The following is a 22,554-nucleotide window of genomic DNA, read 5'->3' on the forward strand; positions in this document are numbered from 1 at the left end:
CGTGCGGCGCGCGCGGACGGCGCGGTGGTGGCCGCCCTGCACGAATCCGGCGCGGGCCGCTTCACCGATCTCGGCTTCGACGGGGTCGATCGGGTCGTGCTGATCGTCGGCCCCGAGGGCGGCCTGGACGAGACCGAGCTCTCGGCGCTGTCCGAGGCGGGCGCGCGGATCGTCGTGCTCGGCCCGACCGTGCTGCGGACCTCCACGGCGGCGGCGGTGGCGCTCGGCGCGCTGGGGGCGCTCACGCCACGCTGGTGACCGTCCGGCGTCCACCCCGCGGGGTCACCAGGTTATTCACTGTCGGCGTGTCGGTGGGGCGCGTTAAACTTTGCTGGTCGGTGGGTATCCCCGATGTACTTCCGGCCGGAAGAACGTCCGGCCGCACAGCAGTACTGTCGAGACCGGAAAGCGGGCTGTAACGACCTTTGCGAACCCAAGGTGAGATCGGCGAGCCGACCAACCCCGTGACCGGCATCGGTGCAGGTGGCCACAGCTCGGGCCCCGCGGCCCGCACCGTGCGCTCCAGCATCGAACTCGCCCCCGACTCCGTCTTCCCGCTGCTCGGCTCCGCCGATGAGAACCTGCGCGAACTCGAGCGCCTGCTCGACGCCGACATCCACGTGCGCGGTAGTTCGGTCACCCTCACCGGCAAGGCCGCCGATGTCGCCCTCGCGGAACGGGTCGTCGAGCAATTGGTCGCGCTGACCGGGCGCAACCGGGTGATCACCCCCGAGGCGGTCCGGCACACGGTCTCCATGCTCACCGCGAATTCGTCCGAGTCGCCCGCCGAGGTCCTGAGCCTGGACATCCTGTCGCGGCGCGGCAAGACCATCCGCCCGAAGACGCTCAACCAGAAGCGCTATGTCGATGCGATCGACGCGCACACGATCGTCTTCGGCATCGGCCCGGCCGGCACCGGCAAGACCTACCTGGCGATGGCCAAGGCCGTGCAGGCGCTGCAGTCCAAGCAGGTCAACCGCATCATCCTCACCCGTCCCGCGGTCGAGGCGGGCGAGCGTCTCGGCTTCCTGCCGGGCACCCTGAACGAGAAGATCGACCCGTATCTGCGCCCGCTCTACGACGCACTGCACGACATGATGGACCCGGAGGCGATCCCGAAGCTGACCGCCGCGGGCGTCATCGAGGTCGCGCCGCTGGCCTACATGCGTGGCCGCGCGCAGCCGCTGCACACCGAGGTGCTCACCCCGTCGGGCTTCCGTCCGATCGGTGAGATCGCGGTCGGCGATCGGGTGATCGGCTCCGACGGCCGTCCGACCGAGGTGCTCGGCGTCTACCCGCAGGGCTTCAAGGAGATCTACCGCGTCACCACCCAGGACGGCTCCTCCACGCTGGCCTCCGGCGATCACCTGTGGTCGGTCTACACCCGCGACGATCGCCGCCGCGGCAAGCCGCCCCGGGTGTTGCAGACCAAGGAGATGATCGGCAACCTGCGCGCCGCCCATCATCACCGCTACGAACTGCCGCTGCTGAGCGCCCCGGTCGAATTCCCCGCCCGCGCGGTCCAGGCCGATCCGTATGCCGTCGGTCTGTCGGTCGGCGAGGCGTCCGGCGTCGTGCCCGAGGAGTACCTGCTCAACGACAGCGGCGTGCGCCTCGGTGTGCTGCAGGGCCTGCTCGACGCGGCGGCCGGACCGGTGACCCAGGCCGGGCGCAGCTGCCGGATCCAGTACACGACCGCCTCGCCGCGGTTGCGCGCCGACGTGATGTTCCTGGTGCAGTCGCTCGGCGGCATCGTCAACGTCCGCACGCGTTCGGTCGTGAGCCGAACGACGGGCGCCCGGCGCGAGAACTTCGTCCTCGACATCCGCCTGCCCGCGGGCGTCGAGCCCTTCCGGCTCGAGCGCAAGGCCCGCAAGTACGCGGCCCACGGCGGCGGCAGGCCGATGCGTTTCATCCACGCCATCGAGGAGGTGGGTACCGAGGAGGCGGTCTGCATCCGGGTCGCCGCACCCGACGCGCTCTACGTGACCGAGGATTTCCTGCTCACGCACAACACCCTCAACGACTCGTTCATCATCCTCGACGAGGCGCAGAACACCACCGCCGAGCAGATGAAGATGTTCCTGACCCGCCTCGGCTTCGGGTCGAAGATCGTGGTGACCGGTGACGTGACGCAGGTCGACCTGCCCAACGGCGCCCGCTCGGGCCTGCGCGCGGCCTCGGAGATCCTCACCGAGATCGACGACATCCACTTCGCCGAGTTGAACAGCAGCGACGTGGTGCGCCACCGTCTGGTCTCCGACATCGTCGACGCCTACGAGCGCTTCGAGGCCGAGACCCGCCCGGTCGGCCCGCACATGCCGGGCAATCGCGCCCAGCGCCGCGCGGCCGGGCGCTCCGACCGCCGCTGATCACGCCGAATCGGCCCCGTCCCCGGACGGGGCCGATTCGTTTCCCCGGCCCGATCCGGCAACCCGCGGGGCTCCGGCGCGGCGTCCGGCGCGCGAAGCCGCGAGCCGGTCGGGACGTGCCGGACGGCACCGAATACCCTGTTCAGGTGAGCATCGAGATCGCCAACGAATCGGGCGTCGACGTCCCCGAGGAAGATCTGGTCAGTGTCGCGCGGTTCGTGATCGCGCGGATGGACGTGCACCCGGCGGCAGAGCTGTCGATGGTGCTCGTCGATCTCGACACGATGGCGGACCTGCACATGCGCTGGATGGACCTGCCCGGTCCCACCGACGTCATGTCCTTCCCGATGGACGAGCTGGAGCCGGGCGGCCGCCCGGACAGCCCGGAGCCGGGGCCGTCGATGCTCGGCGACATCGTGTTGTGCCCGGAGTTCGCCGCGGCCCAGGCGCACAAGGCGGAGCACTCGCTCGACCACGAGCTGGCCCTGCTGACCGTGCACGGCGTCCTGCACCTGCTCGGCTACGACCATGCCGAGCCGGAGGAGGAGAAGGAGATGTTCGAGCTGCAGGCCAGGCTGCTCGAGGAGTGGTACGAGAGCTTGCGGGAAGCGGCGCGGCGCGCCGAACTCGCCGAGCGTGACGCGCGACTGCTCGGTAAGGCGGGTTTCACGACGCCGGGTGACGCACTGGGCCCCGCGTGAGTGCTCCGATACTGATAGTTCTCGCGGTACTGCTCGTACCGCTCGGCGGGCTCTTCGCCGGTCTCGATTCCGCGTTGAACACCATCTCGCCCGCCCGCCTGGGCGACATGGTGCGTATCGAACGCCCGGGTGCGGCCCGGCTCACCCGCATCGTCGCCGACCGCGCCCGGTACGTGAATCTCATGGTGCTGCTGCGGGTCTCGTGCGAGATCGGCGCCACCGTGCTGCTGGCCGCTGCGCTGATGAAGGTCTGGCCCGATACCGCGGCACTGCTCGTCACCGCCGCGATCATGGTGCTGGTCGACTACGTGGTGATCGGTGTCGGCCCCCGCACTCTGGGCCGTCAGCACGCCTATTCGCTGTCGCTGGCGGCCGCGCTGCCGCTGCAGTTCATCGGCGCCGTGCTCAGCCCGCTGTCGCGGTTGCTGATTCTGCTCGGCAATGCGATCACTCCCGGTAGGGGTTTCCGCAACGGGCCGTTCGCCTCGGAGATCGAACTGCGCGAGGTCGTCGAACTGGCGGGGGAGCGCGGCGTGGTCGCCGACGAGGAACGCCGGATGATCCAGTCGGTCTTCGAACTCGGTGACACCCCGGCGCGCGCGGTGATGGTGCCGCGCACCGAGATGGTGTGGATCGAGGCGGGGAAGAGCGCCGCGCAGGCCATGTCGCTGGCGGTGCGCAGCGGGCACTCCCGCATCCCGGTGATCGGGGAGAACGTCGACGACATCCTCGGCGTGGTCTACCTCAAGGATCTGGTGACCTACGCCGATCGCAGCCGGAACGTGCGGGTCCGTGAGGTGATGCGGCCCGCGGTGTTCATGCCCGATTCCAAGCCGCTGGACGCGCTGCTCGACGAGATGCAGCGCCGTCGCAATCACATGGCGCTGCTGGTCGACGAGTACGGCGGGATCGCCGGGCTGGTGACCATCGAGGATGTGCTCGAGGAAATCGTCGGCGAGATCGCCGACGAATACGACACCCACGAGATCGCGCCGGTGGAAGATCTGGGTGACGGCCGTTTCCGGGTGTCGGCGCGGCTGACGGTGGAGGATCTCGGCGAGCTGTACGGCATGGAGATCGAGGACGAGGATGTCGACACCGTCGGCGGACTGCTGGCACACGAGCTGGGTCGCGTGCCGCTGCCGGGGTCGAAGGTCCAGGTGCACGGGCTGGTGCTGCGCGGCGAGGGTGGACCGGATGCCCGCGGCCGGATGCGGGTGCACACGGTGCTGGTACGCCGGGCGGAGGAACCGCTGCCGGAGCAGGTGGGTGGCAACGGCGCCACACAGGGCGAGGGCTCGCAGCGGGATCGGCCCGCCGCGCCGGAACCCGTGGGAAACGATGAGGACGGAGAGAACCGATGATCGAACTGGATGCCGAGGACACCAAGCTGCACGTGCTGGCGCGTGGCGCGCTCGGCCGCACCGGCGGGACGGCGGGCGCGGCGGTGCGCGACACCGAAGGCCGCACCTACGCCGCCGGCGAGGTGACGCTGACGGCCTTGCGGCTGACCGCACTGCAGGCTGCCGTCGCGGCGGCGCTGTCCAGCGGCGCCGAGGGCTTCGAGGCGGCCGTGGTGATCGGCGCCAAATTCTCCGACCCGGGCGTCTTCGCGGTGCGTGAGGTGTCCCGGGCGGCGCGGATCATCTTCGCCGACCAATCGGGCACGGTGTTCGACGTCCTCGACGACGCCGCGGCCGAAAGGCCGCTCTCCGACACCGCGGCCGCGGGCTCGGAGGCCAACGGTGGCTGATCAGTCCTCGGCCGAATTCCGTTCCGGCTTCGTCTGTTTCGTCGGCAGGCCGAACACCGGCAAGTCCACGCTGACCAACGCGCTGGTCGGCGCCAAGATCGCCATCACCTCCTCGCGCCCGCAGACCACCCGCCACACCATCCGCGGCATCGTGCACCGCGAACACACCCAGCTGATCCTGGTCGACACCCCCGGCCTGCACCGGCCGCGCACCCTGCTCGGTCAGCGTCTCAACGATCTCGTGCGCGACACGTACTCCGAAGTCGACGTGATCGCCATCTGCATCCCGGCCGACGAGAAGATCGGTCCCGGCGACCGCTGGATCGTGCAGCAGATCCGGCAGATGGCACCCAAGACCACGCTGCTCGGTGTGGTCACCAAGATCGACAAGGTGAGCCGCGACCAGGTCGCCCACCAGTTGATGGCGGTATCGGAGCTGCTCGGCCCGGAGGCCGATGTGGTTCCGGTGTCGGCGGTCAAGGGGGAGCAGGTCGAGGTGCTCGTCGACGTGATCGCCTCGAAGATGCCCGAGGGCCCGGCCTTCTACCCCGACGGGGAGCTGACCGACGAGCCCGAGGAAACCCTGATGGCCGAGCTCATCCGCGAGGCCGCGCTCGAAGGTGTGCGCGACGAGCTGCCGCACTCGCTCGCGGTGGTGATCGAGGAGGTTCTCCCGCGCGAGGAGAACGAGGACATGCTCGATGTGCACGCGCTGCTGTACGTGGAGCGGCCCAGCCAGAAGGCGATCGTCATCGGCAAGGGCGGTTCGCGGCTCAAAGAGGTGGGCACCAACGCCCGCAAGCAGATCGAGAGCATCCTCGGCGTGCGGATCTATCTGCATCTGCACGTCAAGGTGGCCAAGGACTGGCAGCGCGATCCCAAGCAGCTCGGCAAGCTGGGCTTCTGACGCGCGGGAAGTATTACGGCACAGCGACATCGGTCTGTCGCGCCGGTGGATCGGGATGCCCGCGCGCCCGCGGGGCGGTACAGTCGCCCGTTACACGCGGGCTCAGTCCACACGCGGCCCGCGACTGCGTCACGTGGGGGAGGCCGTCGAGTGCCCGAGGCGAACGACATCGGCAAGCTGCTCGAACTCGTGCGGGCGCTGAACGTCCCTGATTCCCGCCCCCGGGTGCTGCGCACCATCATTCGCCGCAGACGACCGCTGCCCCGGCCCGTCGTCGGCCTGATCGGCGTGCCCGCCGGGAGCTCGCTGCTCGTCGAGATCTATCGCTGGCTGGGCGAATCCGGCGGTCGCCGGGCGACTCCCCGTGCGCGCGTCGACCTCTCGGCCGCCGACCTGCCACCCGATGCCCTCGCGCCCGATCCCAATGCCACCGGCGAGGAGATCGAAGGCCACTGCCTGCCGATCCTGCAACGCCTCGTCGAGGGCTTCTCCACCGACGACACCGCCATGGGCCCGATCCGATTTCCCCGCTACCGCACCGCCGACTGGCTGACTCGCCAGCGGGTGACCAGCGACGAGACCGAAGCCGCGGTGGAACTGCGCGCCCGGCTGCCGAAACTGCTCCGCAGCGGCTCACCCGCCAGTTCCTCCGCCGGCGACGCCAGCGAGGCCGCCGCGGGCGACATCGTCTCGCGCGTGGTCTTCGGCGTCTTCGCGCTGTGGCCGGTCCTGCGCCTGTGGCTGTGGATCAGCGGCCGCATCCCCGGCATGTCCAAGGTGACCCGCTGGTTCATGCACCAGCGCTATCTCGCCCCCGAACTCTCCGACAGCTTCCTGGGTTTCGCGACCCGCCTGACCGTCTCGGGGCGCAGCGACGAGAACGAGGAGCAGATCGCCAAACTGCTCGTGCACGCGTTTCTCGAGGATCTGCGCGATGCCTACCGCCGTCCGCTCTGGCGTCCGTCGGGGTGGCGGCGCACGGCCTATCCGGTCGCACTGCTCGGGCCGGTCGCCCCGGACAGCGCGGGCGCGCGACTGTTGGCCCGCATCAACGACATCCGCAACGAGACCGGGCTTTTCGATCCTTTGGTGGTGGTTGCCTGCCTGGCGTCCCCGCCCGCCCGGCCGCAGGTGCGCGACCTCGGCCGCATCGGCGACCTGACGAATCTCGACACGCTGGAGAGCCTCGTCGACCGCCCGTCCTCGAGTCAGGAGCCGGACCCGCTGCAGCGCTGGTTGCGCAATATCGACCACATGCGCACCAACCGGCTGCCCTACGCCTGGTACCTGCCGCTGCGCGTGCGCCTGCCCGACCCGCTCGACGGGCGGGTCCGCGACCCTCGGTACGCCCATCTCGCGGTGCCGCCCGCCCCACCACTGGCCGCGCGGCGCGGGTTCGTCGCGATGTCGGTGCTCGTGCCGGTGCTGCTGCTGGCGGCGGGAACGCTGGTAGCCGTACCGGCGCTCTATGGCGCGACCTGCGAGCACTGGCCGTGGACATCGGGTATCTCGGTGGAGTCCCACGGGGGCGAGTGCGTCGGCTACAGCGACAACGCCGATCAGGTGTTCACCGACGACCCGGACCTGATCGCCATGCAGCGGGAGGTCTTCCGGCTCAACGCCGAGGCCGAGGCCGCGCTCCGGGACAATCCGCGCAGGCCGATGGTGAGCCTGGTCTACTTCTCCGGTCTCAGCTACGCCGATGCCAATGTGCGCTACCCGTTGGCCCAGGTCGAGGAGCTGGCCGGGCTGGCGGTGCAACAGCGGCTCGCGCTGGTCAAGCGCTCGGAGTCCGAGCCGCTGCTGCGGGTGGTGATCGCCAACGGCGGCACCGAGATGTCGCAGGCTCCCCTGGTGGTGGACAACCACCTGCGCACATTGTTCGCCGAGGATCCCGGCGTGCTCGGCGTGGTCGGGATGGACCGCAGCAGTGCCGCGACCAGGACGGCCATCACCCGTCTCGGCGATCTCGGGATTCCGGTCGTGGCGACGACACTGTCGGCGAACGGACTCGCCGCCGCCTCGCCGCTGTATTTCCAGGCCACGCCCAGCAACGACACGCACGCCCGGCTCATCGCCGACTACGTCGCGGGCGCGCGCTATCCGAAGTCGTCGGAGAAGGCCGGGCAGCCGCGCTTCCGCAAAGTGATCATCTACCACCCGAAGGCGCCCGACGCGCCCGTGCCGCCGGACGATCTCTACGTCACCACCCTCGTCGCCGCGCTGACCGGACAGTTGAAGGGCCGCGAGATCGACATCGAAGAGCGCACGTGGTCGGTGCAGGAGGAACTGAACCGCTTTCCCGTCTTCTGCACGCCCGACTTCGATCGGGAGACCCTGCTGTTCTACGCGGGCCGCAACGACGATTTCCCGACCTTCGCCCGCGCGGTCGGCAGCGGCTGTCTCAGCGGTGAGAGTCCCGCGATCCTCGGCAACGACACGCTCACCCGCGTGATCGCGGATCCGGATGTCACCGCGGCGCTGCCGGGCAATCTGACCGTGCGCTATGTCGCCAAAGCCGCGCCCGCTGTGCTCGGCGGGCGCGAATGCCTCTCGGGCACAGCGCGAGTGGGCACTGCGAAAGTGCCGGGAGAGTACGCGGCCCTGTGCGGCGCCGTCCCCGGGCTCATCGCCGATCTGCGCGGTTATCCCGGCGTCGACTGGCCGGCGGCCGGTCCGCCCTGGGTGGGCGATCGTCTCGGACTGGGGTACGACGTGGCCGGTCTGTTCCTGGAAACCGTGCGGGTGGCCGAGCGGATAGATCGTGTGCCCAGCCGTTCGGCGGTCGCTCTGCAATTGCGGGACACCGCCGTGCACGGGGTGACCGGGTACATCGACTTCACCTCCGGACGAGTCGCGGAAACCTCCTCGCTCGCGGTGCTGGTGACCGACGCCGTCGGCAAGCAGGGCCCGCATCGTTGCCTGGTCATGTTCCCCGGCGCGGCCACCGGAAAGAACACGGGGACCGGCGACGAGCCGGCAGGGGGTGGGAACGCCGCCGGTGGCGAGAGCGTGGACGGCTGCCCGTCGGGCACGGGCAAGCACGCGGACGCCGCCGGTGGCGCGGGCGACCCCGCCGACAAGGACAGCGAGCTCGAGGACTGGGTGCGGCCTGCTCCGGTCAGGACCGGCAACTGACCCGCACCACCCGGACAGTCCTCACCACCACCGCTGCGGCCGCTCGCGCTCCCAGTGCCGCTCGGCTTCCAGCTGCGCGGCCACCGAGATCAGCAGCGCTTCGGAGCAGGCAGGTCCCATCAACTGTGCCCCGACCGGCAGCCCGGACGCGGTGAACCCCGCCGGCACGCTCACACTCGGCCAGCCGAGCACATTCCACGGCCACGCGTACGGACAGGCGGCGGTGATCAGCGAGTTGGTCGCGCCCACCCCGATTCCGTCGATCTCCTCGACGCGCGGCGCCGGGGTGGCGGTGGTCGGCGCGAGCACCACGTCGTACTCGCGGAAGAACCCGCCGATACGCCGATGCAGCAGTTTCTCGGCCTGTCGCGCCGCGGCCAGCACCGGCCCGCCGAGCACCCGCCCGAGCCGGACATTGGCCACGGTGCGCGGGTCGACCACCGCGCCCGGCATCCGCAGATAGGCCGCACGGATGCCGGCCATCGAGCGCGGCAGGAACGACGCGCCCATGAGCAGCCCGTAGTGCAGATCGGCGACGGTGACCGTGTGGCCGAGGCCGCGCAGGGTGGCGGCGATCGAATGGACGGCCGCGGCGACCTCCGGATCGAGCGTCGTCTTCGTCGCCGTGAACGGAATGTTCAGCGACAGAGCGATTCTCAGTTTCCCCGGATCGCGCCCGACCGCATCACCCGCCCGGATGGGCGCGGGAGTGTGCAGATCACCGGCATGCGGACCGGCCGCCGCGTCGAGCAGCAGCGCCGCGTCGGCCACGGTGCGCGCGATCGGCCCGTTCACCGTGAGGCCGTTGAACGCCTCGGCCGACGGCCAGGTGGAGATCCGCCCGCGCTGCGGCTTGATCCCCACCAGATGCGTCCACGCCGACGGGATGCGCACCGATCCCGCCCCGTCGGATCCGAGGGCCGCGGGCACCAATCCGGCCGCGACCGCGGCGGCCGACCCACCGGACGAACCGCCCGGCGTGTGTCGGGCGCTCCACGGATTGCGCGTGTATCCGAAGGCGGCGCCGCTGGTGAACGGCAACTGCCCCAGCTCGCAAGTGGTGGTCTTGCCGACGATCACCGCCCCGGCCGCCCGCAACCGCCGCACCGACTCCGCGTCCTCGGTCGCGGCCGGGAAATCGCCCCCACAACCGAACGCCGTCGTCGCGCCGGCGATATCGGTGTCGTCCTTCACCGCGATCGGCACCCCGAGCAGCGGCAGTCGCTCGCCCGCCGCGATCCGCCTATCCGCCTCGGCCGCCTCCGCGAGCGCCTCGCCCCGGCGCACCACCCGGAACGCGTTGAGCCCGGCCTGGCTCGTCTCGATCCGGTCCAGCGCCGCGCCCACCGCGGCCACCGAACTCACCGTGCCCGCTCCGAGCGCCGCGGCCAGTTCCGACAGCCCGAGATCGGAGCTCACACCCGCACCGCCGGGGTTTGCCATCGCCATGTGAAAGCTCCCTCTCCTCGTCCGCCGGAGACCCGACGGTAGCGCTGATCTGGTCACTCGTCCACGAGGGTTATCGCATCCACGCCGCCATCCGCATCAGCGGGCCGGTTGCCGGCGCGGGGAGCGCGCGGGTCCGGCCGGACCAAGCCTAGCTTTCCGGGTCTTTCATCCAGGAAGATTGTTTTAACATGGATGTCATATAGGCGCTTTTTATGTTCATAACGGTTGACCGTGATATGTGTGTCGGCTATTCTTCTGCGCAGAAGTAGTGCAGCAATTTCCGTTTATCCGGGTCCGTATCTCAGGGGTGTCGGCGATATCGCATGCAGGCGGTTGTCGCCGATTCAACGCGCGTCGTCAGTGAATCAATCGGGGTGCCCATGTCGTGTCTCAACCATCTCTCCGCGCCTTATTCAAGTAATTGGAACGATCTCCTCCGGGCACGTGCGGAGCAGCATCGAAACGAAATTGCTTTCGTTTTTCTCGACGAGTACGGCCGGCGGGCCGACTCCCTCGTCTACGGTGAACTCGACCGGCGCGCCCGGGCGCTCGCCAGTAGGTTGAACTGCGCTTTCTCTGCGGGAGATCGCATCCTTCTGCTGCATCCTCCTGGTCTGGAATACGTGATCTCGTTCTATGCCTGCCTGTACGCCGGCCTTGTCGCGGTACCCTTGTTTCCGCCGCAGCGAAATCGTGTCCGACATATCGAAGCGGTCGCCCGAGATTGTGATGCGGCCGGTGTGGTCAGTACCTCCGAAGTATTGTCCGAGATGTCATCCCTTCCGGACGATTTGTTTGTATCTCGCATCGAAAGAGTTTCATCGGAATTCGCGGAATATGTGGCCGAAGAAGCTGGTGGGGGTGTCGGTGAATATGATTTCCCGAAGATCGACGCCTCCGATATCGCCTATCTGCAATACACATCGGGATCCACTTCCGCGCCGAAAGGCGTGATCATCGACCACGCAATGGCGATGCAGCAATGCCGGGAACTCGCATACTCGTGGGAAATCGACCAGACCAGCGTCATCGTCTCGTGGCTGCCGCACTTCCACGACTTCGGTCAGGTCAGCAGCGTGCTCATCCCGGTCTACGCCGGCGCGGGTGCCGTGCTGATGGCACCGTCGACCTTCGTCAAGAATCCTTTCCGCTGGCTGGCCGCGGTCACCGAATATCGCGGAACGCACAGTGGCGCACCCAATTTCGCGTTCGATCTGTGTGTGGACAAGATCGCCGAGTCCGAACGCGAAGAACTCGACCTGGCAAGCTGGCGCGTGGTGTCCAACGGCGCCGAGCCGGTTCGCGCGGCAAGTCTCGAGCGGTTCGAGAAGGCGTTCGCGCCGCACGGTCTGGCGCCCACCGCGCTGGCGCCCGGCTACGGCTTGGCGGAAGCCACGCTGAAGGTGTCCTCGTCCACGCCGGACCGCCGATACCGCACGGTGCGACTGGACGGCGCGGCCCTGGGCGCCAGGCGCATCGTCACGGCCACTCGGGAGCACGGATCGACCGAACTGGTCGGCTGTGGCGGCACCGTCCTGGCCACCGAGGTGGCCATCGTGGAGCCGGAGACCGGCCGCCGGGTCGGTCCGGACGAACTGGGCGAGATCTGGGTCAGCGGCCCCATCGTCGCCGCCGGCTACTGGAATCGACCGCAGGAAAGCGAGAGCACCTTCCGTGCCCGCATCGCGGGCGACGATTCCGGACGTACCTATCTACGCACCGGCGATCTCGGATTCCTCTACGAGGGAGAGCTTTTCATCTGCGGGCGGGTGAAGAACTTGATGATCGTCAACGGGGTCAATTACTACCTGGAGGACATCGAGGCAACCGTCGTCGCCGGTGACGACGCGTTGCGCGCGGGTGCGGTGATCGCGTTCTCGGTCGAGCGGGACGGCCAGGAGGCGCTGGTCCTGGTCGCGGAGTACCGCTCGGAGGCAGCGCGTCGTCCGGAAGAACTGGTCACCGTCATGCACACCGCTGTCTCGCAAGCCCATGGGCTCGCGCCCATCGCGATCGTGCTGATCGCCGCGGGAACGATTCCGCGCACCACCAGCGGCAAGCTGCGCAGGCAACAGTGCAGGGCCGACTACCTGGCCGGAGCGCTGACAGAAATCCATCGTTGGGAGGGCATCGTGACGATCGCCGAGGAGCCCCGGACAACCGCCGAGGCCACGCAGGGGGGCGGCATGCCGACGATGCGCGAACTCATCAGGCAGGGACTGCTGACCCAGGTCGGTGAGTGGGCCGCTGAGAAACTCGGCACGGAGGCGGACAAATTCGAGAATTCCCGCTCGCTCCTGGACAACGGGTTCGGGTCGGTCGACCAGATGGACCTGCACGAGCGTCTGGAGACCTGGTCGGGCAGGCGGTTCCCCCCAGAGTTGATGTGGGACGCGGGTTCGGTCGACGAGATGGCGGACCTGATCGCCGAATTCCTCGTTCCGGGCGCGGGTCCGGGCGCGATCACCCGGACGCCGGCCGGGGACTCGACCGGAGTGGGAGCGCAGTGAGATGAGACTCCGTTCGGCTGTGGCCGCCCTGCCGTCGCGCACGGTGACCAACGACGACATCGTGAAATGGATCGGCGAGCACAGCGCCGACGAATTCGACGGCGATCTGGACGCCGCGCTGCGGAAGGTGGAGTACTACCTGCGGTACGCGGGCTCCCGGGAACGGCAGTGGCTCGATGAGGGGGAACGGCCCATCGATCTGCTGCGCAGGGCTGCGGGTTCGGCCATGGACGCGGCCGGCGTCTCGCCGGCGGAGGTGGACCTGCTCATCTACACCGGTATCGGGCGCGGGTTCATCGAACCCGGCGGGGCCTACCACTCGGCGGCCGCGCTCGGCCTGCGCAACGCGCACTGCTTCGACATCCTCGACGCCTGTATGAGCTGGACCCGGGCGGTGCAGGTGACCGACGCACTGTTCCGCAACGGTACGCACCGCACCGCGATGATCGTCAACGCCGAGTGCAACCTGCGTTCGGGCGGAGTGGTCTTCCCGCAGCTGTTCCGCATTCGCGACGCGTCGGCGCTGGAATCGGTCTTCCCCGCCTACACGCTCGGCGAAGCCGCGAGCGCGACGGTGCTGACCGCCGACGGCGACGAGCCGTGGCGCTTCGAGTTCGCGTCGCGGCCCGATCTCGCGCCGCTGTGCAATGTCACCCTGGACGGCTACGAGGGCTACTGCGATCCCTCCGACAAGCTCGCCGCCAACGGGGTCGGCTATTTCACCTCCTTCGGCTTCGAGATGCACGAGCAGGGCGCCGCGGACGGGTTCGCGGTGTTCGAACGGCTCGCACCGCCGATCGACGAGGTGACCGCGTTGTTCACGCACGCCTCTAGCCAGCGGTATTGGCAGGGGATGGCCGACAAGGTCGGACTGGGTCACGTCGTGCACCACGTCTTCGAACGCACCGGAAACATCGTGTCCGCCTCGGTTCCGGCCGCCATCGCCTCGGCGATCGAGCAGGGCGTCCTGCGGCCGGGCGAGCGGGCCCTCGGATGGGTCGGAAGCGCCGGAATGTCCTTCGCCGCTTTCTCTTTCGTCCTCTGACATCCGACAGGAAGAGGTGACACGATGTTGAAGCATCTCGCCCGCGCGGGCGTCTTCTCCATGAAAGGCCTGGCCGAATATTCCCTCGCGTCACTGCGTGACCGCGATCCCGAGAGCCGGGAGCGCCGCCGCGCCGAGGCCGTCCTCGACTTCCTGGTCCGGATGGGCCCGATCTACATCAAGATGGGCCAGATCGCGGCGACCAGGTCGGACCTGTTCGGGCCGGACTATGTGTCGACCCTGCGCGTGCTGCAGGACCAGACCCCGCATATGACGCGGGCGCAGACCACCAAGGCGCTGGAGCGGGAGCTGGGCAGGCCGCTCACCGAGGTCTTCCGCCGGTTCGATCCGGTACCGGTAGCCAGTGCCTCGGTGGCACAGGTGCACGTGGCCGAGCTCGTCGACGGGCGCAAGGTGGCGGTGAAGCTGGTCAAGGACGGCGTCCCGGAACAGATCGAGGAAAGCCTGCAGGCCATCGCCACCCTGCTCCGATTGGTCAATCGCGCGACGCCACGGCTGCGGGAGCTCGACGTCGCCACCAGGTTCGACGAGATAGCGCGGCTGCTGCGTCCCCAGGCCGACATGGCCTACGAGGCCACCCAGCAGCGGCGCATACACGCCAATTTCGCGGGACACCCCTATGTCCAGGTGCCGACAGTCCTGGACGAACTGGTGACCGACCGGATGCTGGTCATGCAGTTCATGGACGGCATCCCCGGCAAGCACGCCGAGACGGTCGGCATTCCCCGAGGTCAGCTGGCGCGGCGGCTGCAGGACGTCATCTACACGATGCTGTACATGCACGGTGTCTGCCACGGCGACCCGCACCCGGGCAACGTGATGTTCGGTCCGGGCGGCGAACTGATCCTGCTGGACTACGGCGTCACCGTCGAGCTGAGCGAGGACGAGAAGTGGGGCCTGTCCTCGTTCTACTACGCCTGCACCCGCAAGGAGTGGCAGAACGCGATCGACCGGTTCACGAAGTACTTCGTGCTGGCCGACGAGAAGCTGCACCGCAATCGGGCCGCATACGACGCGGACATGGCCGAAGTGTTGCGCTACCACTTCGACATCAGTTCGAGCCAGTGGTCGACGATCTCCTACTTCAACGACGTCAGCACGGTGCTGCGCAAGTACGAATCCCGCTACACCACGAATTTCACGAAGGTGGAGTTGGTCTTCCTCTCCTGCGAGGGCTTCGCAGGCCAGATCGACCCGGATATCGACATCTGGTCGAACGCGCGGCGGTTCACCGACCGATACTCGCCCTATATGAGCGCCGAGGTGGAGGCCAGGTTCGCCGCCGGCTTCGCCGAGCAGATGCCGACCTCGCTGAAGCTGCGTGATCGGGCGCAGGAGAGCCTCGTCGCTCCCACTCACATCGACAGATATTTCTTCCCCAGCGGATTCCCGGTGTTCGTGGAATCCGCGGAGGGCGGAAAGGTCCGTGACTTCGACGGCAACGAATACCTCGATCTCTCGGGCGGTTACGGTCCCCACCTGCTGGGCTACGCCCATCCCGCGATCACCGAAGCCGTCACAGCCGGGGTGCGTCGCGGGATGATCAACGGCATCGGCAACCCCGGTGAGATCGAGCTGGCCGAGATGCTCGTCGGAGCCTTTCCCGCGGCCGACAAGGCGGTGCTGTGCAATTCCGGCACCGAGGCGATCCTGTTCGCCATCAGGATGGCGCGCGGCTACCGCAGACGCTCGAAGGTGGCCAAGTTCGAGGGCCACTATCACGGCTTCTCCGATCAGGGCATGGTGAGTTCGTGGTTCCGCTTCTCCGGTGAACGCGACAGCCCGGCTCCGGTGGCGGGATCGCAGGGCGTCGATCCGGCCACGGTGTCGAACACCCTCGTGATGCAGTACGGCGACGTCGAGGGCCTGTCCAGGATCCGCGCGGCGGCCGAGGAACTGGCCTGCGTGATCCTGGAACCGATGCCCACCTCCGTGGTGGCGCTCGACGTCGAATTCCTCACCGCGCTTCGGGCGTTGTGCACCGAGCTGGACATTCCGTTGATCTTCGACGAGGTGGTCAGCGGCTTCCGCGTCGCCTACGGCGGTGTGCAGGTCATGGCCGACGTGCACCCCGACCTCACCTGCCTGGGCAAGGTCATCGGCGGCGGCCTGCCGTGCGGGGCGGTGGTGGGCGCCGCGCATCTGATCGACACCGCGAAGAGCTCCCAGGATCCGTTCTACGACTACGAGAACAAGGTGTTCGCCGGTGGCACCCTCAGCGGCAACTCCCTGACCTGCGCCGCCGGCCTCGCGGTGCTGCGTCACCTCGACGCCCACCGGGAGATCTACGACGAGCTGGAGTCGAACACCCAGCGACTGGCCGCGACCATGCGCTCAGCCACGGCACAGCGCGATATCGCCTGTCGCATCAACGCGAGGAACTCCATCTTCTCGCTGAACTTCAGCCACCGGGCCGCGGGCTTGTATCGGGATCGTATGGCGGGCAGCAACTTCAAGGCCACCATCGCGCTCGCGTACTACATGCGCAAGCACCAGGTATATCTGCCGGAGCTGCACAGCTTCCTGATCAGTGCCGCGCACACCGCCGAGGACATCGATCGGATCGCGTACGCCTTCGACAAGAGTCTCGACGAAATGCTGGCCGACAACCTGTTCGTGGTCTGACCACGCCATCCGCACCCGCGTGAACATCCGATCTTCGGAGGAAGCAATGCGTTTCATGTCCCGCGAACTCGAAACCGCCGAGCGGTTCGTCCCCGGCCTCGATGCCCGCCTGCGCGCGGTGCCGCCGGAGCTGCTCGAATCACCGGAAAGCCCCGGACTGGCGGTCTTCCGGGAGTGCGGCGGACCGGGGCTGCTGATACCCAAGGAGCTGGGCGGACTCGGCGCCTCGCTGTGGGAAGCCGCGCAGATCCATCGGCTGCTCGGCGCGCGCTCGCCATCCCTGGCGATCGCGGTGAACATGCACTCCTGCACCGTCGCGGCGATCCCGGAGGGGCCGGGCACCGAGGCCCTGCTGGGGCTGGTGGCCGCCGAGAATCTCTATCTGGCCTCGGCGTTCGCCGAGGGCATGCCCGGCGCGAGTGTCATCGAGCCCAAGCTGCGCGGTGCGCGGATCGCAGGCGGCTGGCGACTCGACGGCAGCAAGAAGCCGTGCAGCCTGGCACGGTCGATGGACATCCTCACCGCCAGCGTGCGCCTGACCCCGGAAGGCTCCAACGAGTCGGAACTGGCCCTTGTCGTGGTGCCCGCCGCCAGTCCCGGGCTGGAGGTACGCCCGCTGGGCGGCGCTGCGGTGTTCCCGGGGTCGGAGACCGACGAGGTGGTGCTCGACGGCGTCGAGATCCCCGACGACTCGGTCTCCTTCTTCGGCCGGACCGACAGCCTGAACGCCGCGCTGACAGCGGGCTGGCTGACCTTCGAACTGCTGGTCTCGGCCTGCTATCTCGGTATGGCTGGTGGGCTCGTCGGCGAGGTGCTCGAACACTGTCGCGGATCGGCCGCCGACCGGATGCTGTTGGTGGGAGAGCTGGACTCGGCCATGGCGGCGATCGAGGCCGTGGCCACCGAGATCATGAACGGTGCGGGCGAAGCCGACACCGTCGCCAGGGCGCTGCACGTCCGGTTCGCCGCCCAGCGAGCGATCGAACGCACCTCGACGCTGGCCACCGAGATGCTCGGCGGTGTCGCATTCCTCACCGGCAGCTCCGCGCAGCGCTACACCGCCTGCCGGGCGCTCGCCTTCCATCCGCCGTCGCGGCTGAACATCGCCGAGCCGCTGGACCGGTTCACCGCGGGCGAACCACTCATCGTCACCTGATCACGCCGAAGGATCGAGGGCATACGCATGTCAACGTCACATCGGCCGACGACGGTCGTCGACGCGGCCGTCGTGCAGATCGGTCGCGGCCCCACGGGCACGGCTCTGGCCAGGCACCTGCTGCCCAAGCTGGCCGCGGGCGCCCGCTACGTCGTCGTCGACCGCGATCCCACCGCGGCGCATCTGGCGTTCGGCACTCCGGAGCCGACCCACCTCATCAACACCAGGGCGGCGAAATCCAGCCTGAACCCCGCGGACCCCGACGAATGCCTGCGCTGGACGACCACATACGCCGAAACCGCCGGCGTACCGGTGCCGGAATTCCCCGCCCGGCACTGGTACGGACGCTATGTAGCCGACATGTTCGACCAGGCCGTCCGGCAGGCCCGGGCGGCAGGCGTGATCATCGACGTCGTCCGCGACGACGTCGTGCGTGTGCTTTCCGGCTCGGACGGCAGGCACCGGGTCGAGTGCGCCGGTGGATTCGTGGCCGAGGCCCAGCGTGTCGCGCTGTGCCTGGGCATGCAGGCGCAAGCCGACCCGCTGCCCGGAATCGCGGAAGCCCCGGGGTATTTCGGCGATCCGTGGCGTTTGCCCGATCTGCCCGGCGATGCCCGGATCGCGATATTGGGCACCAGACTCACCGCGATCGACACCTTCCTGACCCTCGCCGCGCGAGGCCATCGCGGCCCGATCCTGCTCGCCTCCCGATCGGGCAGGCTGCCCCGGTTGCGAGGTTCGGAGACCGTCGCACCCGTGCCTCACGTGGAGTCCTGCATGGGTGCGGCCTTCGCCGCGGGCACGCTCCGCTTGGCGGACTTCGGCCGGGCGCTGATGGCCGATATCGAAGCGGCCTCGGCCACCCCACCGGACTGGCGTGAGGTGCGCGATTGCGGCGCGACCACCAGGACGATGCTGGCCGGCGAACTCGCGGAGGTGACCGCCGGAATCGAACGCGGCTGGCAACAGGTGATCAACGGCGCCTCGCCTGCGCTCCTGCCCGCCTGGCAGTTGCTCGCCGACGAGGATCGCGCGGTGTTCTTCGCCGAATGGCTGACACCGCTGCTGGTGCACGGGGCGCCGATCCCGCCGAGCACAGCCCGGCGGCTGCTCGCCGGTCTGGACTCCGGGCAGGTACGCGTCGAAGGTGGACTGTCGGGCGCCCGGATGGACGGGGACGTCATTTGCGTGCGGACCGACGCGGGCGAGCACGAGGTCGACGTGGTGATCAACGCGACCGGTGCCGCCACCGACGCGGCCACCCTGCGCCGTGCTCCGCTGCCGGCGTACCTGCTCGACAACGGCCTGCTGACCGCGCACCCGTTCGGCGGTGTGCGCATCGACGTCACCACCTTCGAGGCCCTCGACCGGGGCGGCGCCCCGATCCGCGGGCTGCACGTGATCGGCGATCTGGCCCGCGGCGCGGTGCTGGTCACCAACGACGTTCTCGCATTGTCCTTCCTGGCCGCACTCGCCGCGAATGCGATGAGTGCCGAACACGAAGCGGGGGTTTCGATTTCATGACGACGACCGCACGAACACGCAAGCCCGTGCTGGCGGTGCTCTGCCTGTGCGTCATCGCGATCTACATGGACGCGATGATCGTGAACCTCGCGCTGCCCAGCCTGGTGCGCGACCTCGGGGCGAGTACGACGGCACTGCAGTGGATCGTCGACGCCTACGCGTTGACCTTCGCGGCGCTGGTGCTCGCGGCGGGCAGCCTGGGCGATCGCTTCGGCAGGCGCAACACCCTGTTGCTGGGGTTGCTGATCTTCACGGTCGCCACCGGGCTCGGCGCGTTGTGCACCGACACCGGCCAGCTGATCGCGGCCCGCGCGGTGATGGGACTGGGTGCGGCGCTGATCTTCCCGTCGACACTGTCGATCCTGACCAACGTGTTCACCGAGCGGACCGAACGCGCGGGCGCCATCGCGGTGTGGGGTGCGGTCTCGGGTATCGGCGTGGTCCTCGGTCCGATCGTGGGCGGGCTGCTCCTCGAGTACTTCTGGTGGGGCAGCGTCTTCGTGGTGGTCGTTCCGGTCGGCGTGCTCTGCCTGTTCCTGACGGCGCTGGTGGTGCCGGATTCCCGCGATCCGGCCACACCGGGGCTCGATCTGCCGGGCTTGGTGCTGTCCACGGCCGGCATCGGGCTGCTCGTCTACACCATCATCGAAGCTCCGGCGCGCGGCTGGCTCCACGGCTCGACGCTGCTCGGATTCGCGGCGTCGGCGGCGCTGCTGGTCGCGCTGGTGATCTGTGAACTGCGCACCGCTCACCCGATGATCGACATGCGGCTGTTCGGCAACCTGCGCTTCTCCGCGGCGTGCGCGACCATCACGATCACCTTCTTCACCCTCAACGGCTTCACCTTCCTGGTGACGCAGTACTTCCAGTTCCTGAAGGACTACACACCGCTCGGGGCCGGCGTGCGCCTCATCCCGGTTGCGGTGGCCATCGTCATCGGCTCGGTGGTGGGTGGCAAGCTCGTCTTGCGGGTGGGGACCAGGGCGGTCGTCACGACCGGCCTGGTGCTGATGGCGCTCGCCTATGCCTGGTTCTCGATCGACGGCGTGGCCACCGGCTACGGCCTCATCGCGGCGCAGATGGTGGTGATCGGCCTCGGTATCGGCTCGGTCGCGGTACCGGCCACCGAGGCGATCATGGCGGTGGTGCCCGCCGAGCAGGCAGGAATCGGCTCGGCCATGAACGACGCCACCCGCCTGTTCGGCGGAACACTCGGCATCGCCGTGGTGGGCAGCGTGCACCATTCCCTCTACCTGGCCGAACTCCCCGACGCGATTCCCGGCGTGCCCGCCGAGCTGCTCGACCACAGTGGCGACTCGGTCGGCTCGGCCCTCGCGGTCGCGGCCCGGCTTGCCGAGAGCGGTGCCAAGGCCGTTGCCGAAACCCTGGCGGGCAGCGCCGAGAACGCGTTCCTGCACGGTTTCCGGATCTCCTGCCTGGTGGTCACCGCCGTGTGCGGACTCGCGGCGCTCCTCGCGGGAACGCTCCTGCCGACCCGGCCACCGGTGCCGGAAGCCGACCTGCCCGCCGCTGATTCGGATCCTCGTCAAACCCCGGAAGGGATGTCGTCATGACCGCAGCACCCGCCGCCCTCGCCGCCGTACCGGTGACCGACCGCTGGCTGCTCTACAGCACCTGCGACGAGGACTCCCGTTCGGAGTTGCGCGCGCTCACCGTCACCGAGGACGACGACGTCCTCGCGGTCACCGGAAGCGGTTGCCGCGTACTGAGTCTCGTCGTCGAGAACCCGCGGTCGGTGATCGCGGTGGACAGTTCCGCCGGACAGACATATCTGCTCGAGCTCAAACTGGCCGCCATCCGGCACTTCTCCTATGACACCCTGCTCGAATTCCTCGGCGTCGACCCGAGTCGGGACAGATGGCGTCTGTTCGAGGAACTGACGCCCGCGCTCACCCCCGGCGCGATCGCCTATTTCACGCGCTATCACAAAGCGATTCGCGGCGGCGTGTTGCGTGCGGGCAGGCATGAGCAGCTCTATGTGCGCCTGGTGGCGCCGATGATGCGGGTGCTCTACCGATCGGCGATGCGCGATCTGTTCGCCGCGGAGAACATCGAGCAACAGCGTCGTGTCTACCGCGAACAGATCGACGGAGTGCTGTGGCGCGCGCTGATCCGGCGGGGCTTCACCGAGCGCACCCTGAAGGCCGTGCTCAACGACGACTCCTACAACGTGGTCACCGACGTGCAGTCCTGCGGTGACTACGTGCTCGAACGCCTCGAACACACTCTCACCGAGCATCTGGTGCGCGACAACGACTGGGTCACCTTCATGCTGCAGGGCCGTTATCCCGATCGGAATGTGCTGCCGCACTATCTGTTGCGCGACAGTGTCGCCGCCATCAGAGCCGCCGACACCAGGGTCGAGCCGGTGCGCGCCGATCTGATGGCGTATCTGCGCTCCGTGCCGGACGCCTCGATCGACAAGTTCTCGATGTCGGACGTGACCAGCTGTATCGATCGCGCTCAGTTCGCGACCATGATGAACGAACTCGTGCGGGTGGCGCGCCCGGGGGGACGGATCTGTTACCGCAACTTCTTGAGCAGGCATCGTCCCGATTCCGCGTTCGCGTCCGTCCTGCACCGCGACGACGACCTGTGCGAACGCCTGTATCACGACGACTACGCGTTCGTCTACCAGTTCGAGATCTTCACCGTCGGCGCATCCGACGCGTCGGCGTGAGAACGGTTGCGACGATGCGGCGATCGGTGGATTGGGTCGACGGGGCGGTGCATGTCGTCGATCAGCGGGCACTGCCGCGGGAGTACCAAATCCTGCGGTTGCGCAGCGTCGAGGAGATCATCGAGGCGATTCGGACGCTCACCGTGCGCGGCGCTCCGGCCATCGGCGCCGCGGGGGCCCTCGCGGTGGCGCTGTCGGCGCTGCGACACGGTGACGACCTCGAGGCCGTGCGCGCCGACGCCGCCCGCGTCGCCGAAGCCAGACCGACCGCGGTGAACCTGGTCTGGGCGGTGCGGCGCGTGGTCGCGCGGGTGCCGGCGGGGCCCGCGGCCGTACTGGCCGAGGCGCGCGCGCTCCTCGACGAGGACGAGCTCGGCGACCGGCGGATGTCGGCCCGGGCCGCCGACGAAGTGATGGCGCTGTGCGGGCGTGACCGACTGCGGGTCCTCACCCACTGCAACACCGGCCGGTTCGCCACCGTGGGCTGGGGCACCGCGCTGGGCGCGATCCGGGAGCTGGCCGATCGCCGTGCCCTGGAGTCGGTGCTCGCGGGCGAGACCAGACCGCTGCTGCAAGGCGCCCGGCTCACCGCCTGGGAACTCGCCGAAGCCGGTATCCCGCATCGGATCTGCGTGGACTCCGCGGGTCCGGC

The 22,554-nt window shown here is 68.7% G+C and carries 15 protein-coding genes and 1 pseudogene; 15 read left to right on the forward strand and 1 reads right to left on the reverse strand.

Annotated elements, in window-relative coordinates; all coding sequences use genetic code 11:
- The 7 genes from ON26_RS06665 to ON26_RS06695 all read left to right on the forward strand — a co-directional run.
- A partial coding sequence (locus ON26_RS06665; RefSeq protein ID WP_040795114.1) for an RsmE family RNA methyltransferase occupies positions 1-258 on the forward strand: 258 nt, incomplete at its 5' end.
- Between the two features lie 206 nt (positions 259-464).
- Positions 465-2,372, forward strand: coding sequence for a PhoH family protein (locus ON26_RS06670; RefSeq protein WP_085998960.1), 1,908 nt, complete (start codon positions 465-467; stop codon positions 2,370-2,372).
- Between the two features lie 146 nt (positions 2,373-2,518).
- Positions 2,519-3,073, forward strand: a complete 555-nt coding sequence (gene ybeY, locus ON26_RS06675; protein ID WP_040795125.1) for an rRNA maturation RNase YbeY — start codon at positions 2,519-2,521, stop codon at positions 3,071-3,073.
- The gene (locus ON26_RS06680) at positions 3,070-4,437 is read left to right on the forward strand and encodes a hemolysin family protein (protein WP_040795115.1); all 1,368 of its coding nucleotides are present in this window, start codon (positions 3,070-3,072) and stop codon (positions 4,435-4,437) included. Before ybeY ends, ON26_RS06680 begins: the two co-directional genes overlap by 4 nt.
- A complete protein-coding gene (locus ON26_RS06685; RefSeq protein ID WP_051026755.1) occupies positions 4,434-4,826 on the forward strand; it encodes a cytidine deaminase-like protein in 393 nt (130 codons plus the stop codon). The genes ON26_RS06680 and ON26_RS06685 overlap by 4 nt, the downstream gene beginning before the upstream one ends.
- The gene (era, locus tag ON26_RS06690) at positions 4,819-5,733 is read left to right on the forward strand and encodes a GTPase Era (RefSeq protein WP_040795116.1); all 915 of its coding nucleotides are present in this window, start codon (positions 4,819-4,821) and stop codon (positions 5,731-5,733) included. Before ON26_RS06685 ends, era begins: the two co-directional genes overlap by 8 nt.
- Before the next feature lie 150 nt (positions 5,734-5,883).
- Entirely contained in the window at positions 5,884-8,871 is a 2,988-nt protein-coding gene (locus ON26_RS06695; RefSeq protein ID WP_174375377.1) for a type 1 periplasmic-binding domain-containing protein, read from the forward strand.
- Positions 8,872-8,892: 21 nt separating this feature from the next.
- On the opposite strand, the gene ON26_RS06700 is transcribed toward ON26_RS06695, so the two are convergent.
- On the reverse strand, positions 8,893-10,320 hold the full coding sequence (locus ON26_RS06700; protein ID WP_051026756.1) for an amidase: 1,428 nt from the start codon (positions 10,318-10,320) through the stop codon (positions 8,893-8,895).
- 323 nt (positions 10,321-10,643) lie between these two features.
- Between ON26_RS06700 and ON26_RS06705 the strand changes: the two genes are divergently transcribed.
- The 8 genes and pseudogenes from ON26_RS06705 to ON26_RS06740 form a co-directional block, all read left to right on the forward strand.
- Entirely contained in the window at positions 10,644-12,830 is a 2,187-nt protein-coding gene (locus ON26_RS06705; RefSeq protein ID WP_083883811.1) for a fatty acyl-AMP ligase, read from the forward strand.
- Between the two features lies 1 nt (position 12,831).
- The gene (locus ON26_RS06710; RefSeq protein ID WP_040795117.1) at positions 12,832-13,875 is read left to right on the forward strand and encodes a 3-oxoacyl-[acyl-carrier-protein] synthase III C-terminal domain-containing protein; all 1,044 of its coding nucleotides are present in this window, start codon (positions 12,832-12,834) and stop codon (positions 13,873-13,875) included.
- A gap of 24 nt (positions 13,876-13,899) precedes the next feature.
- On the forward strand, positions 13,900-16,521 hold the full coding sequence (locus tag ON26_RS06715) for an aminotransferase class III-fold pyridoxal phosphate-dependent enzyme (protein WP_040795118.1): 2,622 nt from the start codon (positions 13,900-13,902) through the stop codon (positions 16,519-16,521).
- A gap of 46 nt (positions 16,522-16,567) precedes the next feature.
- Entirely contained in the window at positions 16,568-17,677 is a 1,110-nt protein-coding gene (locus ON26_RS06720) for an acyl-CoA dehydrogenase family protein (RefSeq protein WP_040795119.1), read from the forward strand.
- Between the two features lie 27 nt (positions 17,678-17,704).
- Positions 17,705-19,201, forward strand: a complete 1,497-nt coding sequence (locus tag ON26_RS06725) for an FAD/NAD(P)-binding protein (protein ID WP_040795120.1) — start codon at positions 17,705-17,707, stop codon at positions 19,199-19,201.
- On the forward strand, positions 19,198-20,775 hold the full coding sequence (locus ON26_RS06730; RefSeq protein WP_040795121.1) for an MFS transporter: 1,578 nt from the start codon (positions 19,198-19,200) through the stop codon (positions 20,773-20,775). Before ON26_RS06725 ends, ON26_RS06730 begins: the two co-directional genes overlap by 4 nt.
- Complete coding sequence (locus ON26_RS06735; RefSeq protein WP_040795122.1) at positions 20,772-21,902, forward strand: DUF3419 family protein; 1,131 nt, start codon at positions 20,772-20,774, stop codon at positions 21,900-21,902. The genes ON26_RS06730 and ON26_RS06735 overlap by 4 nt, the downstream gene beginning before the upstream one ends.
- A 14-nt stretch (positions 21,903-21,916) precedes the next feature.
- A pseudogene (locus ON26_RS06740) lies at positions 21,917-22,554 on the forward strand (bifunctional S-methyl-5-thioribose-1-phosphate isomerase/methylthioribulose 1-phosphate dehydratase); the annotation flags it as partial.

Origin of the sequence: Nocardia higoensis NBRC 100133, from assembly GCF_000308595.1 — a bacterium.
GTDB classification, from domain to species: Bacteria; Actinomycetota; Actinomycetes; order Mycobacteriales; family Mycobacteriaceae; genus Nocardia; species Nocardia higoensis.